This window comes from Pseudomonas sp. Leaf15, assembly GCF_001421425.1.
GTDB lineage: Bacteria > Pseudomonadota > Gammaproteobacteria > Pseudomonadales > Pseudomonadaceae > Aquipseudomonas > Aquipseudomonas salomonii.
Window position 1 is genome coordinate 612,113 of the sequence record NZ_LMKI01000001.1, and the last position, 14,751, is coordinate 626,863.

The window sequence follows — 14,751 nt, forward strand, 5'->3', positions numbered from 1 at the left end:
AGACATGTCCACCACCATCGCAAAAGCCAACCCCAAGGTCGGCTTTGTATCCCTGGGTTGCCCGAAGGCTCTCGTTGACTCCGAGCGCATCCTCACGCAACTGCGTATGGAAGGCTATGACGTCGTGTCCACTTATCAGGACGCCGACGTGGTGGTGGTCAACACCTGCGGCTTCATCGACTCGGCCAAGGCTGAATCGCTGGAAGTGATTGGCGAAGCCATCAAGGAAAACGGCAAGGTCATCGTCACCGGCTGCATGGGCGTGGAAGAAGGCAATATCCGCAACGTGCACCCAAGCGTGCTGGCCGTGACCGGCCCGCAGCAGTACGAGCAGGTGGTCAACGCCGTGCACCAAGTGGTGCCGCCACGTCAGGACCACAATCCGCTGATCGACCTGGTGCCGCCGCAAGGCATCAAGCTGACGCCGCGTCACTACGCGTATCTGAAGATTTCCGAAGGCTGCAACCACAGCTGCAGCTTCTGCATCATCCCGTCGATGCGCGGCAAGCTGGTCAGCCGCCCGGTGGGCGATGTACTTGACGAGGCCCAGCGCCTGGTCAAATCCGGCGTGAAAGAGCTGTTGGTGATCTCCCAGGACACCAGCGCCTATGGCGTCGACGTGAAATACCGCACCGGTTTCTGGAACGGCGCGCCGGTCAAAACCCGCATGACCGAACTGTGCGAAGCCTTGAGCAGCCTGGGCGTGTGGGTGCGCCTGCACTACGTTTACCCGTACCCGCACGTCGACGAGCTGATCCCGTTGATGGCCGCCGGCAAGATCCTGCCGTACCTGGACATCCCGTTCCAGCACGCCAGCCCGAAAGTCCTCAAGGCCATGAAACGCCCGGCCTTTGAAGACAAGACCCTGACGCGCATCAAGAACTGGCGCGAGATCTGCCCGGAGCTGATCATCCGTTCGACCTTTATCGTCGGCTTCCCTGGCGAAACCGAAGAAGACTTCCAGTACCTGCTGGACTGGCTGACCGAAGCGCAGCTGGATCGCGTCGGTTGCTTCCAGTACTCGCCGGTGGAAGGCGCTCCGGCCAACCTGCTGGATGCGGCCATCGTGCCGGACGACGTCAAGCAGGAGCGTTGGGAGCGTTTCATGGCGCACCAACAGGCCATCAGCTCGGCGCGCCTGCAACTGCGTATCGGCAAGGAAATCGAAGTGCTGATCGACGAAGTCGACGAGCAAGGCGCAGTAGGCCGTTGCTTCTTCGACGCGCCGGAAATCGACGGTAACGTGTTTATCGACGATGCCAGCGGTTTGAAGCCGGGTGACAAGGTCTGGTGCACCGTGACGGATGCCGACGAGTACGACTTGTGGGCCGAAAAGCGCGACTAGCTCTGCGAACGCAAAGCGTCCGGCGAGGCGTTCCCACGCAGAGCGTGGGAACGATCGGCGTGAAAAATTGAAAAAGCCTCGTGTCTGAACAAGATGCGGGGCTTTTTTAGGTCTATCGTTTGCCCATCGGCGCCGATCATCGGCAAGGGGCAGCGGGCATGCGTCAGCATTCGGTTATCCACACACCTAAAACCAGCGACTACGCGCAATTGGTGCAAATCTGGGAAGACTCCGTGCGAGCGACCCACGACTTCCTGCCGGACAGCTACATCGTAGTGCTCAAGGAGCTGGTGCTGACGCGCTACCTGGACGCGGTGATGCTGATCTGCACCAAGGACGCGCGCCAGCGCATCACCGGGTTCGCCGGGGTGGCAGCGGGCAAGGTCGAGATGCTGTTTATCGACCCGCTACACCGTGGCCAGGGCTTGGGTCGGCAATTGCTGGGTTATGCGATCGAGCACCTGAATGCCGATGCGCTGGACGTTAATGAGCAAAACCCGCAGGCCCTGGGGTTTTACTTCAAACTGGGTTTCGAGGTGGTCGGACGTGCCGAGCATGATGGACTTGGCCAGCCGTACCCGCTGCTGCATATGCGCTTGCGCCAACAGCAACGGCGCAGTGGCTGACAGCGCCAATGTGGGAGCGGGCTTGTGTGGGAGCTGGCTTGCCTGCGATGGCATCACCTCGATTCCAAATGCACGACCGAGGTGTCTGCATCGCGGGCAAGCCCGACTCCCACACAAGCCAGCTCCCACACAAGCCCGGCTCCCACACAGGCCAGCGCCCACAAAAAGCCACCGTGCTGAAATGGGTCCGGGATTAACCGCGCCCACACAGGTACAATAGCCGCCCCCTTTTGCTACGGCCCTTGTCATGACTGACCCCATACGCCTCTCCAAACGCCTTATCGAACTGGTCGGTTGCTCCCGTCGGGAGGCTGAGCTGTTTATCGAAGGCGGCTGGGTCTCGGTGGACGGTGAAGTGATCGACGAACCGCAATTCAAGGTCACCACCCAGAAGGTCGAGCTGGACCCAGAGGCTAAAGCCACTGTGCCGGAACCCGTGACCATCCTGCTGCACGCCCCGGTGGGCGCGGATGTGGAAACGGCGATGGCTTCGATCAGCGCCGAGACGCTGTCCGAAGAACACCGTTTCAGCAAACGCCCGCTCAAGGGCCACTTCCTGCGCCTGACCGCCAGCGCCGACCTGCAGGCCAAGGCCAGCGGCCTGCTGGTGTTTACCCAGGACTGGAAGATTCTGCGCAAGTTGACCGCCGATGCCGCCAAGATCGAGCAGGAATACGTGGTGGAGGTCGAGGGCGACATGGTTGCCCACGGCCTCAACCGCCTGAACCACGGCCTGACCTACAAAGGCAAAGAGCTGCCGGCCGTCAAAGCCAGCTGGCAGAACGAAAACCGCCTGCGCTTTGCGCTGAAAAACCCGCAGCCGGGCGTAATCGCCCTGTTTTGCGAAGCGGTCGGCCTGAAAGTCATCGCCATCCGTCGCATCCGCATTGGCGGCGTGTCCATCGGCAAAGTGCCGGTCGGCCAATGGCGTTACCTGTCCGGCAAAGAAAAGTTCTAAGCCGCTCCCCTTTTCCCGGCACCGGCAACTTTGCGCGGTGCCCTCAGTTGAATACCAGGATTGCCCACCATGATTCACAACGACGTATTGCGCAGCGTGCGCTACATGCTCGACATCAGCGACAACAAGATGGTCGAGATCATCAAGCTCGGCGGCATGGACGTCACCAAGGAAGACCTGCTGACCTACCTCAAGAAAGACGAGGAAGAAGGTTTTGTGTTCTGCCCGGACGACGTCATGGCGCACTTCCTTGATGGCCTGGTGATCTTCAAGCGTGGCAAGGACGACAGCCGTCCGCCACAGCCGATCGAAACTCCGGTGACCAACAACATCATCCTCAAGAAGCTGCGCGTGGCCTTCGAACTCAAGGAAGACGACATGCACGCCATCCTCAAGGCGGCTGAGTTCCCGGTGTCCAAGCCTGAGCTGAGCGCGCTGTTCCGCAAGTTCGGCCACACCAACTACCGCACCTGTGGCGACCAGTTGCTGCGCAACTTCCTCAAGGGCCTGACCCTGCGAGTTCGTGCGTAAGCCATGAGCTACTCGGTCTCGCCTGTCGGCTTCGTGCGCTCCTGTTTCAAGGAGAAGTTCGCCATCCCGCGCCAGCCGCAGTTGGCGCCGGCCGCCCGTGGCGTGCTGGAGTTGGTGGCGCCGTTCGACCAGGGCGAGGCGGTGCAGGGCCTGGAGCAGGTCAGCCATGTGTGGCTGCTGTTTTTGTTCCACCAGGCCCTGGAAGACAAGCCGCGCCTCAAGGTGCGGCCGCCGCGCCTGGGCGGCAACGCCTCCATGGGCGTGTTCGCCACCCGCGCGACACACCGGCCCAATGGCATTGGCCAGTCGGTGGTGAAGCTGGATAAGGTCGAGCCAGGCCGCTTGTGGGTGTCCGGGATCGATTTGCTCGATGGCACGCCGGTGTTGGATATCAAGCCCTACGTGCCGTACGCGGACATCATTGACACCGCCACCAATGATATTGCCAGCAGTGCGCCGCAGTTGATTCCCGTGCAGTGGCTAAAGGCCGCCCTGTTGCAGGCGCAAGGCCATGCGCAGCGCCTTGATGAGCCGCTGGTGGCGTTGATCGAGCAGTGTTTGGCCCAGGACCCACGGCCGGCGTATCAGACGCCAGGGCCTGAGCGCGAATACGGCGCGCAGTTCTGGGATGTGGATGTGCGCTGGCACTATCCAGAGGCGGGTGTCATCTGTGTGCTGGAAGTGGTACCGGCCAAGTAAACGCCGAAAACAACTGTGGGAGCCGCTCATGTGGGAGCTGGCTTGCCTGCGATACAGACACCTCGGTCGTTCAGTTGAACTGAGGTGATGCTTTCGCAGGCAAGCCAGCTCCCACACAAGCCGGCTCCCACAGTTTTTTTGAGCAGTGTTTACTTCTCGACGAACGCGCGCTCGATCAGGTAATCACCCGGCTCACGCATACGTGGCGAAACTTTCAGGCCGAAGCTGTTCAGCACTTCGCTGGTCTCGTCCAACATACTCGGGCTGCCGCACAGCATGGCGCGGTCGTCCTCGGGGTTGATCGGCGGCAGGCCGATGTCGCTGAACAGCTTGCCGCTGCGCATCAGGTCAGTCAGGCGGCCTTCGTTTTCGAACGGCTCGCGGGTCACGGTCGGGTAGTAGATCAACTTGTCACGCAGCGCCTCGCCGAAGAATTCGTTCTGCGGCAGGTGCTCGGTGATGAATTCGCGGTAAGCGACTTCGTTGACGTAACGCACGCCGTGGCACAGGATCACTTTTTCGAAGCGCTCGTAGGTTTCCGGGTCCTGGATCACGCTCATGAACGGCGCCAGACCGGTACCGGTGCTGAGCAGGTACAGGTGTTTGCCCGGCTTCAAATCGTCAAGCACCAGGGTGCCTGTCGGTTTTTTGCTGATGATGATCTCGTCGCCTTCCTTCAAGTGCTGCAATTGGGAAGTCAGCGGGCCATCGGGCACCTTGATGCTGAAGAACTCCAGATGCTCTTCCCAGTTCGGGCTGGCAATGGAGTAAGCGCGCATGAGTGGGCGGCCGTTGGGCTGTTGCAGGCCGATCATCACGAACTGACCGTTCTCGAAGCGCAGGCCCGGATCGCGGGTGCACTTGAAGCTGAACAGCGTGTCGTTCCAGTGATGAACACTGAGGACACGTTCGTGGTTCATGTTGCTCATGTACGGGGAACTCCTGGAAATGGGTCTGCGCCAAAGGTGAGATGCGCAATTGCACAGCATTCTAATGGCGGCGACAATATCTGTTAACTGGATTATTAAGATAAGGGTTATCGGTTATATCGATATGCGATTTACTCTACGTCAACTGCAAGTCTTCGTCGCCGTCGCCCAGCAGGAAAGCGTCTCACGCGCTGCTGGCCTTCTGGCCTTATCTCAATCCGCCGCCAGCACCTCGATCACCGAGCTGGAGCGTCAATCCAGCTGTCAATTATTCGACCGCGCGGGCAAACGCCTGAGCCTCAACGCCCTCGGCCATCAGCTATTGCCCCAGGCCGTGGCCCTGCTCGACCAGGCCAAGGAGATCGAAGATTTGCTCAACGGCAAGTCCGGCTTTGGCTCCCTGGCGGTCGGCGCCACCCTGACCATCGGCAATTACCTGGCGACCCTGCTGATCGGCAGTTTCATGCAGCAGCACCCCGAAAGCCAGGTGAAGCTGCATGTGCAGAATACTGCCAATATCGTGCACCAAGTGGCGCATTACGAAATTGACCTGGGTCTAATCGAAGGCGACTGCAGCCACCCGGACATCGAGGTACAAACCTGGGTCGAGGACGAGTTGGTGGTGTTCTGTGCGCCGCAGCATCACTTGGCCAAGCGCGGTGTGGCGAGCATGGAAGAGTTGACGCATGAAGCATGGATCCTGCGCGAACAGGGCTCAGGCACGCGCCTGACCTTTGACCAGGCCATGCGCCATCACCGCAGCGCGCTGAATATCCGCCTGGAGCTGGAACACACCGAGGCGATCAAGCGTGCAGTGGAGTCAGGGTTGGGGATTGGCTGTATTTCCCGGCTGGCACTACGCGATGCGTTCCGGCGTGGCAGTTTGGTGCCGGTGGAAACCCCGGACCTGGACCTGGCCAGGCAGTTTTACTTCATCTGGCATAAACAGAAGTACCAGACCTCGGCGATGCGCGAGTTTCTGGAACTGTGCCGCGCCTTCACCGCCGGGGTTCAGCGCAGCGACGAGATCGTGCTGCCAAACATTGCCTGAGGCTTAGATCAGGATCACGGCCCACACCAGGGTGATCATGGTCAGCGCTACGAATTGCGCGGCGCTACCCATGTCCTTGGCGTTTTTCGACAGCGGGTGGCGGTCGAGGGAAATCCGGTCGATAGCCGCTTCCACTGCCGAGTTGAGCAACTCAACGATCAAGGCCAGCAGGCAGACCGCGATGAGCAAGGCGCGCTCGACCCGACTGACGTGCAGGAAGAAGCTCAGCGGGATCAGGATCACGTTAAGCAACACCAACTGACGGAATGCCGCCTCGCCGGTGAATGCTGCGCGCAGGCCATCCAGGGAATAGCCCCCTGCGTTGAAGATACGTTTGATACCGGTTTGACCCTTGAAAGGCGACATAGATGTAGGCAACTGAACCAAAGAAGTGGGGAAACTAGATCACGCAAAGTCAAAAAAGCGTGAATCGGGTACAGCTTAATGCTGCGAAATTGACTCAAGTTGTTGCAGAAGCAGCGCCGCCTGAGTGCGTGTGCGCACGCCGAGCTTGCGGAAGATCGCCGTCACGTGGGCCTTGATGGTCGCTTCCGACACACTCAGTTCATAGGCAATCTGCTTGTTCAACAAGCCTTCGCAGACCATGGTCAACACCCGAAATTGCTGAGGCGTCAGGCTGGCAAGGCCATCACGGGCCGCTTTGGCTTCGTCGGACACGTTGATTTCTTCAAACGCTTGCGGCGGCCACGACACATCGCCGTCCAGCACCTTGCGCACGGCGTTCTGGATATCTTCCATGGCGCTCGACTTGGGAATGAACCCACTGGCACCAAACTCCTTGGAGCGCACCACCACATCGGCGTCTTCCTGGGCCGAGACCATGACTACCGGGATCTGCGGGTACTGCCCGCGCAACAGCACCAGCCCCGAGAAACCATAGGCACCCGGCATGTTCAGGTCGAGCAGCACCAGGTCCCAGTCGGATTTTTCGTTAAGGCGGGCTTCCAGTTCGGCAATGCTGGCCACTTCGACCAGGTTCACGTCAGGGCCAAGGCCCAAGGTAACGGCCTGATGCAGCGCACTGCGAAACAGCGGATGGTCATCGGCTATCAGGATTTCGTATGTGGCCATTGATTAAATGATCCTGTTTTTTATGGGAGCCCTGATGGGTTCAGGGGTCGCCAGTACACAAGGCAACGGCCAGGCAGCCATCGCCACAGGGCACACTCAGCATCAAAAACACCTGAAACGACACTGAAAAGTCACGGTTACGCCCCAATCGGCGCCCAGCATGCCCAGCGTAGCCTGGGGGGTCAAGCACTACGCCCGTGGGCATTTTAGCCGGTTGCGGGTTTACGGTGCCATCATGCAAACGTCGTCTGGTTATACCGCGGGGATATAAGGCGCAAGTCGCGTGTGCACGCTGTCCGCAGGGTCCACCGGCAATTGGAATTTAGCGGCCAGGTAATGCGTGCTGAACACATCGAGGTAGGCATCCAGCACTTCGCCGGCTGCTGCGTCGCCGGCCAGTTCAAGGCACAGCGCGGCCACTTCGGCGGTACAGAAGTGATCATCGCGCCTGGACCGGCGCAGCTTGTAGCGTGACAGCTGCTCAGGCGCCAGGCTCAACACCGGCAAGTGTTCCAGGTAAGGGCTTTTGCGGAACATCTTGCGCGCCTCGCTCCAGGTGCCATCCAGCAGAATGAACAGCGGGCGCTTGCCGTCTTGCACCCTCACCTCGCTGCACACTCGCTCAGGCGCAACGAATTCGCCCGGAAACACGATATACGGTTGCCACTGCGGGTCGGCCAACAGGGTCAGCAACTCGGGGTCCACTTCTGTGCGCGACCAGGCGAACGCGGTGGTGTCGTCGATCACATCGGCGATCAGCCAGCCGGTGTTGCTGGGCTTCATCGGTTCCACGTCATGCATCAACAGGCACATGGCCGAGCGGGCCTGCACTGTTGGGCGCCAGGCGCACAGGCAGTACTCGGGAATCACCCGGCAACCAGGGCAACGTTCGGCCCGCGAACCCCGGTTGAGAAACGGCCGCACGGCACGCGCCAGGCGCTGGGTACGCAAGCGGGAGACGGCGTGGCTCATCGGGCGCACCGCGAGCAGAGGTCAATCGACACAGAAAAAACTCGAACAAGACTAAGTGGCCGCAGTTTACCAGCGATACGCCTGGCTGTAGTGGCAAGCGGTCCCCTATAATTGCGTGCCACTGAACGCACAGCGCAGTGGCTGGTCTATGCACCAGTAACCGAATCAGGAGAGTTTCATGCTGCGTTCCATGCTGCGCCTTGTTGCCCCATCCGTCGCCCTTGCGCTGGTCCTGCCCATGGGCGCCCACGCGGCGTCGCTGCTGGAGGCCCAAATGAACAGGAAGCTGCAAAGCGTCGCGGCCGAGAGCAACAAAGACCTGCCCCGGGAAATCGATGCAAAGACCCTGGAAGTGGCCTACACCGTTGAAGGCATGCAACTGATTGATCACCTCAGTGTGCTACCTGACCGTGCCGAACAGATGCGCGCCAACCCCAAGGCAGTGTATTTCCAGCTGGGTCAAAGCGTATGCCTGAACAAAGGCTATCGCGAGTTGATGGCCAAGGGCGCCGTGATGCGTTATGAAATCACCGAGAACAAGACCAACCGCCCGGTAGCATCGGTCAAGTTTGTGGAAGCCGATTGCCCGGCACCGGCGGCTGCCAAGAAGAAAAAGTAAACCGCTGCTCGATCTCTGTGCGCGACTGTCCAGTGGCGCACACCTCCCCCGCTGCATTTGCCCGGCAACGACTAAACTGCGTGATGAGTGACCAATAAGCGGTTGCCAGCCATGGGTTTTTCGGCTCATGATCAAGCCATCCCGGCAGCCCATCTACTGCGTTTTTCACGCCGTTCTGTAACATTCTCAGGGCAAAAGAGGGTTGCCCTCCTGCGACTTGCAGTGCAAAGGTTTCCAAATCACAAGGAACATACAGAGCCCGTTTTGCCGCCTGGCGAACACCGTGCACCGCCTGGGGCGTGCAGCGACACATGCAAGTGTCGTGGCCGCGGACGAATCTCTCGCCGATGGCCCAGGTTCTGTGAAGAAGGAGAAGTTGAATGCCTTACGAACCGAATGACCGCCTGCTCCGGCATTTTGAAGCAAACGGCGCTGACCTCACCCAGCAGGTCGATGCACAACTCCAGTTGGTCGCTGCCAACAGCCCGAACATCCCCCTTTATCGCGATATGATCCTCACCGTGCTGCGCATGGCGCAGGACGACCGCAACCGCTGGAACGCCAAAATCACCTTGCAGGCGATCCGCGAGTTGGAGAATGCCTTCCGCGTACTGGAACAGTTCAAGGGCCGCCGTAAGGTGACCGTATTCGGCTCGGCACGCACGCCGCTCGAAAGCCCGTTGTACGCCCTGGCCCGGGAAGTCGGCGCACTGCTGGCACAATCGGACCTGATGGTGATCACCGGCGGCGGCGGCGGCATCATGGCTGCCGCCCACGAAGGGGCTGGCCTGGAGCACAGCCTGGGTTTCAACATCACCCTGCCATTTGAACAGCACGCCAACCCGACCATTGATGGCACCGACAACCTGCTGTCTTTCCACTTTTTCTTTACTCGCAAACTGTTCTTCGTCAAGGAAGCCGACGCGCTGGTGCTGTGCCCAGGCGGTTTCGGCACCCTGGATGAAGCACTGGAAGTCCTGACCCTGATCCAGACCGGCAAGAGCCCGCTGGTGCCGGTGGTGCTGCTGGATGCCCCCGGTGGCGGTTTCTGGCAAGGCGCGCTGGACTTTATCCGCAACCAGCTCGAGGCCAATCGCTATATCCTGCCCACTGACCTCAAGCTGGTTCGCCTGGTCTACAGCGCTGAAGAAGCGGTGGCGGAGATCAACCAGTTCTATGCCAACTTCCACTCCACGCGCTGGTTGAAGCGTGAGTTTGTGGTGCGCATGAACCACAAGCTCAGTGAACGGGCCTTGGCCCACTTGCAGACAGAGTTTGCCAGCCTGCGCCTGAGTGGTGAGTTTCAGCAGCTTGCTTACACAGGCGAGGAACACGATGAGCCCAGGTTCAGCCATTTGACCCGCCTGGTGTTCAACTTCAATGGCCGTGATCAGGGCCGCCTGCGGGAATTGGTGGATTACATCAATTTGCCAGAGAACTGGGCTCAGGCTCAGGGGAAGACACAGCAACGGGTGACGCCAGAGCCGGCGTGATTTTTCAGGCAAAAAAAAAGGCCCACTACTGTCGTAGTGGGCCTTTTGTTTTACCGAGGTCTGGCATCTCAGCAGCCAACACAATCCGATGTGGGAACTGGCTCGCCTGCGATAGCGGTTTGCAAGCTAGCTTATAGGTTGCTGACCCACTGCTATCGCAGGCAAGCCAGCTCCCACATTTGGATGTTCATCAGCCTGAAGACTCAATCGTCCATGTCGCGACCGCTGAGTAGCCGACTGATCATGTCCATCGAAAACCCGCGATAACTCAGGAAGCGACCTTGCTTTGCACGCTCACGGGCATCAATCGGCAGATGGCCGGCAAACTTGCGCCGCCAGGTATCTTCCAACTGCGACTGCCAACTGATACCGCACTCACGCAGGGCAAGGTCGATATCGGCACGTTGCAGGCCACGCTGGCTCAGTTCTTCACGAATTCGCGCTGGGCCGTAGCCGGAGCGCGCACGGTAGGAGACAAAGCTTTCAAGGTAACGGGCTTCGGAAAGCAGCCCCTCTTCCGTCAAACGGTCGAGGGCTGCTTCGATCATCTCGGGCTCTGCACCGCGCTGACGCAGTTTACGCGTCAGCTCGACTCGACCATGCTCGCGGCGAGCGAGCAGGTCCATCGCAGTGCGCCGAACGGCGACGAGTGTATCCAGTACCACAGTCATCGTTTGCTTCAGATGTCAGTGTCGACTTCTTCTACTTCTTCAACCGGCTCGCGGTTGGCAGCAGCTTTCACGTCTGGCGCTGGGGTCAGCAGCTTGTCGCGAATCTGCTTCTCAAGCGTGGCAGCGATATCCGGGTTGTCCGCCAGGAACTTGGCCGAGTTGGCCTTGCCCTGACCGATCTTGCTGCCGTTGTAGGCATACCAGGCACCGGACTTCTCGACGAAACCGTGCAGTACGCCCAGGTCGATCATCTCACCGTTCAGGTAGATACCCTTGCCGTAGAGAATCTGGAACTCAGCCTGACGGAATGGCGGAGCCACCTTGTTCTTCACGACTTTAACGCGGGTTTCGCTACCAACAACCTCGTCACCTTCCTTCACCGCGCCGGTACGGCGGATGTCCAGACGGACCGAAGCGTAGAACTTCAGCGCGTTACCACCGGTGGTGGTTTCCGGGCTGCCGAACATCACGCCGATCTTCATGCGGATCTGGTTGATGAAGATCACCAGGCAGTTGGCGTTCTTGATGTTACCGGTGATTTTACGCAGCGCCTGGGACATCAGGCGGGCTTGCAGGCCCACGTGCATGTCGCCCATTTCGCCTTCGATTTCAGCTTTCGGTACCAGGGCCGCCACGGAGTCGACCACGATCACGTCGATGGCGTTGGAGCGCACCAGCATGTCGGTGATTTCCAGGGCTTGCTCACCGGTGTCCGGCTGGGAAACCAGCAGGTCGTCAACGTTGACGCCCAGCTTGCCGGCGTATTCCGGGTCCAGGGCGTGCTCGGCGTCGACGAACGCACAGGTGGCGCCCATTTTTTGCGCCTGGGCAATCACCGACAGGGTCAGGGTGGTTTTACCGGAAGATTCAGGACCGTAGATTTCAACGATACGGCCTTTTGGCAGGCCGCCAATGCCGAGTGCGATGTCCAGACCCAGAGAGCCAGTGGAAATAGCCGGGATCGCCTGACGGTCGTGATCGCCCATACGCATTACGGCACCCTTGCCGAATTGACGTTCGATCTGACCCAGGGCCGCAGCCAAGGCTTTCTTCTTGTTGTCGTCCATTAAAGTCCTCACGTAATCAATAAGGCCTGACGGCCAACACCTGTATAAGTAGACAGTATTGTTCCACAAAGATCCGGGATCGCCTACCCCTGATTTTCGATTTCTGCTGCAGCTCGTCGCAACAAGCCCTCCAGCGCGGCCTTTACCGTTTGTCGACGGACCTCGTCGCGGTTGCCGGGGAAGTGCACCAGCTCGGCCGTCACCTCATCGCCCACGCCGAACGCCAGCCATACGGTGCCCACCGGTTTGTCCGGCGAACCGCCGTCCGGCCCCGCGACACCGCTGACCGCCACGGCAAAGCGCGACAGGCTTTTTTCCTGCGCGCCGCGCACCATCGCCTCCACCACCTCCTGGCTGACCGCGCCGACCTTGGCGAACAAGGCCTCCGGCACGCCTAGCTGGCGGGTCTTCTGCCGGTTGGAGTAAGTGACATACCCGGCCTCAAACCACGCCGAACTGCCCGGAATACGCGTGATGGCTTCGGCGATACCGCCACCGGTACAGGACTCGGCAGTGGTGACGTGGGCATTGAGCACCTGCAAACGGCGACCCAGTTCAGCGGCCAGTTGAGTGATTTCCTTCACGGTCGTCTCCAGGAATGGGCGGGGGTTTGCCTACCCTACAGGAGCCTATCGGCCATGCAAGTTGCAGAGTGCATCAAGACGCTAACGGCCGACGACGCGCACGCCACCTCAGGAAACGCCCAGCACCGCCTTCGCCCGCGCCCATAGTTGCAAACGCTCGTCCAGCCCGTTCAGCCCGCCATTGATGCGCCGGGTAATGGTGGTGAACTGGTCTTTGTCGGCGAGTTCATTCAAACCATTGCTCTGCCAGAACCAGGCAGCGGACTCACACGCCCATTGCGGCCGCTCCAGCAGTTGCGGTTGCTGCAACAGGCGGTCGTCGCCAAACAACGCTTGGCTGCAGGCGAGGTAATTGCGCCGCCCCGTGATCTGGATAAGCCCCCTGCCCCGGTACTTCTGGCCATCGCCGTCGGCCGCGGGGGTGTTGCCCAAACGCGCCGCCAGGGTGCCGGTGTCGTATTTGCTCAGGTATTGATCGCTGCCCAGTTCTCGCACATAGAGCAACTGGCCGGATTCGTGGCCGACCTGGGCAAGAAATGCGGCCATGCGCTCAGGTGTGATGATTTGGTGGTGTGACATGGCCGCGTTTAACGCAGAAATGAAAACGCCGGCTTTAAGCCGTGAGCGTGGTAAGACTTTAACTAACTGTTGCTCGGACAGGACCATGTTGCCCTCCTCGGCGCTTCGAAATGAAGATCGAGCTTTGAGTACCGCACGAACTCAGGCGTATTTTTCATTCAGTGCATACAAGATCGCGCAGGTTTCGCAATCCAGCACGCCATCATGGTTTTCAGGCCGAAAGTGCAGTTGAAAAGCCCGTACCAGCGCACTGAAAAAACCATCAGAAATGGGCGTTTCAATGCCATAGCCATAGCGGGAGAACGCCTGAACCACTTGGTCACGCTCAGGAATTTCGCCACTGAATTGCTGGAGGTATTTGTCTTTGACTGAATCCTCGTACCAGGCGCCGATACCTGCCTGCGCAAGGTCTTTCCAGGGAAGCTTGGGGCCGGGGTCTGATTTGCGACCGACCGCAATATCGGAATGGCCTACCACGTTTTTCGGCGACATGTCCGGGTAACGTTGCAGGATGTTCCTCGCCAATTGCTTGAGGGCTCTGATTTGCGAAGCCTGGTAGTCAGGGAACGTGAAAACGCCGTCGACATCCGTGGCCTGGTTAACAATCTCGATACCGATAGAGGTGTCGTTCAACCCTGAACGACCGGCCCACTGGCTGACACCTGCGTGCCACGCACGGTCCTCTTCCGCCACCAGACTGAAAATCTTCTGCCCTTTGAAGCCTGCCGCAATGTAGCTCGGATCGATTGGATCCGGGATCAGATAATGCGCACTTGCAGCCCCGGTTGTCAGCGATTTGACCGAGCCAGAAAAGTCCAACGCGGTGTAGTGCAACACCAGGAAACGTACACGTTTGCCGTAAGGTTTAAGCGTGCGATAAGTGTTGTAGTCAATCGTAAACATAGAGCCTCCCTTTTTCCTATCCATCCTTTAGCTATTACGCAGCACACACGCCTTGAATTAACCGCACGCAAATGCTGCGACCTGGCGCTCTCAGAGACGATGAAGTTCAATATAGTGTTCATGTGTATTCACCTATGGAGTCGAATGACTTGTCGCGGAAGATTCCGCTTTCATGTCGCTCAAAGGCGATTGCTCGAGGCTCGCGGGCTTCACATGCTTCAACGTCCCGCATCGGGAACATTTGATTTGGAGCTCTGTAAACCCACCCGTGCGGGTGAGAAGTCTTTTGCAGTTACCGCATCTGAATTCTTTCAACACCTGCAAATTCCTTTTGCTGAATTACCCTTTCCGTGGGCAATAAAAAACCCGACACAATCGCCGGGTTTGTTAGCTGATTTTACTCAGTTGTCAGGATGCTCGCTCGCTACTGAATCAGCGGCGTCCACATCCGACATATCCTCTTCGAGAGGTGCATCGTCGTCAGGCGGCAGCGGGATCTTGTCCTCATCACGCCTTGGGTCATGCCCTGTCTCGTTATCAGTGCCGCGTGTGACTTCCTGCTGAGAAATATTGCCTGGCGCATTCTTATCGATGTCCATGCTGACTCTCCGTTTTTATGCTCGGGATATCCG

General features: G+C 59.2%; 19 protein-coding genes. 8 read left to right on the forward strand and 11 right to left on the reverse strand.

Going from position 1 to position 14,751, the window contains the following annotated elements:
• The first annotated feature begins 4 nt into the window (after positions 1-4).
• The 5 genes from rimO (at position 5) to tsaA (ending at position 4,159) form a co-directional block, all read left to right on the forward strand.
• The gene (gene rimO, locus ASE80_RS02960; RefSeq protein ID WP_056857586.1) at positions 5-1,345 is read left to right on the forward strand and encodes a 30S ribosomal protein S12 methylthiotransferase RimO; all 1,341 of its coding nucleotides are present in this window, start codon (positions 5-7) and stop codon (positions 1,343-1,345) included.
• A 158-nt stretch (positions 1,346-1,503) separates the two neighbouring features.
• Positions 1,504-1,971, forward strand: coding sequence for a GNAT family N-acetyltransferase (locus tag ASE80_RS02965; protein WP_056857587.1), 468 nt, complete (start codon positions 1,504-1,506; stop codon positions 1,969-1,971).
• Between the two features lie 247 nt (positions 1,972-2,218).
• Complete coding sequence (locus tag ASE80_RS02970) at positions 2,219-2,929, forward strand: rRNA pseudouridine synthase (protein ID WP_056857588.1); 711 nt, start codon at positions 2,219-2,221, stop codon at positions 2,927-2,929.
• 69 nt (positions 2,930-2,998) lie between these two features.
• Positions 2,999-3,460: a DUF1456 family protein gene (locus ASE80_RS02975; RefSeq protein WP_056857589.1), complete on the forward strand. Its 462-nt coding sequence runs from the start codon at positions 2,999-3,001 to the stop codon at positions 3,458-3,460.
• A 3-nt stretch (positions 3,461-3,463) separates the two neighbouring features.
• Positions 3,464-4,159 (forward strand): tRNA (N6-threonylcarbamoyladenosine(37)-N6)-methyltransferase TrmO, encoded by a 696-nt coding sequence (gene tsaA, locus ASE80_RS02980; protein WP_056857590.1) that lies wholly within the window; start codon positions 3,464-3,466, stop codon positions 4,157-4,159.
• A gap of 149 nt (positions 4,160-4,308) precedes the next feature.
• Here the strand turns inward: tsaA and fpr are convergent, their stop codons facing one another.
• Complete coding sequence (fpr, locus tag ASE80_RS02985; RefSeq protein WP_003189055.1) at positions 4,309-5,088, reverse strand: ferredoxin-NADP reductase; 780 nt, start codon at positions 5,086-5,088, stop codon at positions 4,309-4,311.
• Between the two features lie 124 nt (positions 5,089-5,212).
• Here fpr and ASE80_RS02990 point away from each other — a divergent pair, with 124 nt between their 5' ends.
• Positions 5,213-6,139, forward strand: coding sequence for a LysR family transcriptional regulator (locus tag ASE80_RS02990; protein ID WP_056857591.1), 927 nt, complete (start codon positions 5,213-5,215; stop codon positions 6,137-6,139).
• 3 nt (positions 6,140-6,142) lie between these two features.
• On the opposite strand, the gene ASE80_RS02995 is transcribed toward ASE80_RS02990, so the two are convergent.
• From ASE80_RS02995 to ASE80_RS03005, 3 genes are all read right to left on the reverse strand, one after another.
• Positions 6,143-6,505 carry a diacylglycerol kinase gene (locus tag ASE80_RS02995; RefSeq protein WP_017137081.1) on the reverse strand — a complete coding sequence of 121 codons (363 nt, stop codon included), beginning with the start codon at positions 6,503-6,505 and terminating at the stop codon, positions 6,143-6,145.
• A 75-nt stretch (positions 6,506-6,580) separates the two neighbouring features.
• Positions 6,581-7,231 (reverse strand): response regulator transcription factor ErdR, encoded by a 651-nt coding sequence (gene erdR / locus ASE80_RS03000; RefSeq protein ID WP_056857592.1) that lies wholly within the window; start codon positions 7,229-7,231, stop codon positions 6,581-6,583.
• A 252-nt stretch (positions 7,232-7,483) separates the two neighbouring features.
• Positions 7,484-8,203, reverse strand: coding sequence for a tRNA-uridine aminocarboxypropyltransferase (locus tag ASE80_RS03005; RefSeq protein WP_056857593.1), 720 nt, complete (start codon positions 8,201-8,203; stop codon positions 7,484-7,486).
• A gap of 178 nt (positions 8,204-8,381) precedes the next feature.
• Between ASE80_RS03005 and ASE80_RS03010 the strand changes: the two genes are divergently transcribed.
• Entirely contained in the window at positions 8,382-8,822 is a 441-nt protein-coding gene (locus ASE80_RS03010) for a PA3611 family quorum-sensing-regulated virulence factor (RefSeq protein ID WP_017137078.1), read from the forward strand.
• 380 nt (positions 8,823-9,202) lie between these two features.
• A complete protein-coding gene (locus tag ASE80_RS03015; protein WP_056857594.1) occupies positions 9,203-10,315 on the forward strand; it encodes a TIGR00730 family Rossman fold protein in 1,113 nt (370 codons plus the stop codon).
• 203 nt (positions 10,316-10,518) lie between these two features.
• Here the strand turns inward: ASE80_RS03015 and recX are convergent, their stop codons facing one another.
• From recX to ASE80_RS03045, 7 genes are all read right to left on the reverse strand, one after another.
• On the reverse strand, positions 10,519-10,986 hold the full coding sequence (gene recX / locus ASE80_RS03020; RefSeq protein WP_056857595.1) for a recombination regulator RecX: 468 nt from the start codon (positions 10,984-10,986) through the stop codon (positions 10,519-10,521).
• Positions 10,987-10,994: 8 nt separating this feature from the next.
• On the reverse strand, positions 10,995-12,053 hold the full coding sequence (gene recA / locus ASE80_RS03025) for a recombinase RecA (protein ID WP_017137075.1): 1,059 nt from the start codon (positions 12,051-12,053) through the stop codon (positions 10,995-10,997).
• Between the two features lie 83 nt (positions 12,054-12,136).
• Positions 12,137-12,637 carry a CinA family protein gene (locus tag ASE80_RS03030; RefSeq protein WP_056857596.1) on the reverse strand — a complete coding sequence of 167 codons (501 nt, stop codon included), beginning with the start codon at positions 12,635-12,637 and terminating at the stop codon, positions 12,137-12,139.
• Positions 12,638-12,745: 108 nt separating this feature from the next.
• Positions 12,746-13,303: a glycoside hydrolase family 19 protein gene (locus ASE80_RS03035; protein WP_056857597.1), complete on the reverse strand. Its 558-nt coding sequence runs from the start codon at positions 13,301-13,303 to the stop codon at positions 12,746-12,748.
• A 54-nt stretch (positions 13,304-13,357) separates the two neighbouring features.
• Entirely contained in the window at positions 13,358-14,119 is a 762-nt protein-coding gene (locus ASE80_RS03040; RefSeq protein ID WP_056857598.1) for an N-acetylmuramoyl-L-alanine amidase, read from the reverse strand.
• A gap of 132 nt (positions 14,120-14,251) precedes the next feature.
• Positions 14,252-14,443 carry a Com family DNA-binding transcriptional regulator gene (locus ASE80_RS29735; protein WP_081321510.1) on the reverse strand — a complete coding sequence of 64 codons (192 nt, stop codon included), beginning with the start codon at positions 14,441-14,443 and terminating at the stop codon, positions 14,252-14,254.
• Between the two features lie 77 nt (positions 14,444-14,520).
• Positions 14,521-14,718, reverse strand: a complete 198-nt coding sequence (locus tag ASE80_RS03045; protein WP_056857599.1) for a hypothetical protein — start codon at positions 14,716-14,718, stop codon at positions 14,521-14,523.
• Between the last annotated feature and the right edge of the window lie 33 nt (positions 14,719-14,751).